The 1068-nt window shown below is 62.9% G+C and carries 1 protein-coding gene; it reads left to right on the forward strand.

Going from position 1 to position 1068, the window contains the following annotated elements; all coding sequences use genetic code 11:
• A partial coding sequence (locus ABT106_RS32045; RefSeq protein WP_351284592.1) for an acyltransferase domain-containing protein occupies positions 1–1068 on the forward strand: 1068 nt, incomplete at both ends.

The raw sequence follows: 1068 nt of genomic DNA on the forward strand, positions 1-1068 counted from the left end.
CCACCCCCCACCTCATCACCGGCCGCGCCACCGAACACCAACGCATCGCCATGATCTTCTCCGGCCAAGGCACCCAACAACCCCACATGGGCCACGAGCTCTACCACACCTACCCCGCCTACGCCGACGCCTTCGACACCGCCTGCACCGCCCTCGACCCCCACCTCCCCCACCCCCTCCACGACATCATCTTCCCCAACCAAAACACCGACCCCCAACTCATCCACCAAACCCAATACGCCCAACCCGCCCTCTTCGCCCTCCACACCGCCCTCTACCGACTCTGGGAATCCTGGGGCATCCACCCCACCACCCTCACCGGCCACTCCATCGGCGAAATCAGCGCCGCCCACCTCGCCGGCATCCTCACCCTCAACGACGCCGCCACCCTCATCACCACCCGCGCACGCCTCATGCAAACCCTCCCCACCAACGGCACCATGACCGCCATCAACATCACCGAACAACAACTCCAACCCCTCCTCCAACCCCACACCCACACCGCCTCCATCGCCGCCATCAACAACCCCAACAACCTCGTCATCTCCGGCGACACCACCACCATCAACACCATCACCCAACAAGCCCAACAACAAGGACACCGCACCAAACAACTCAACGTCTCACACGCCTTCCACTCCCCCCTCATCCAACCCATCCTCAAAGAACTCCACACCACCCTCCAACAACTCACCTACCACCCACCCACCATCCCCATCATCTCCACCCAAACCGGCCAACCCGCCACCCACCACATGCAAACCCCCGAATACTGGACCCAACACGCCCGCAACACCGTCCGCTTCGCCGACGCCATCACCACCCTCACCCACCAACACCACACCACCTACCTCGAAATAGGACCCACCACCACCCTCACCCCCCACCTCCCCCCCAACACCCACCCCACCCTCAACAACAAACAACCCGAAACCACCACCATCACCACCACCCTCGCCCACCTCACCACCCAAGGCACCAACCCCAACTGGAACACCTACTACCAACACACCAACCCCCACACCACACCCCTCCCCACCTACCCCTTCCAACACCACCACTACTGGC

Origin of the sequence: Streptomyces sp. NPDC002044, assembly GCF_040296725.1 — a bacterium.
Lineage (GTDB): Bacteria > Actinomycetota > Actinomycetes > Streptomycetales > Streptomycetaceae > Streptomyces > Streptomyces antarcticus.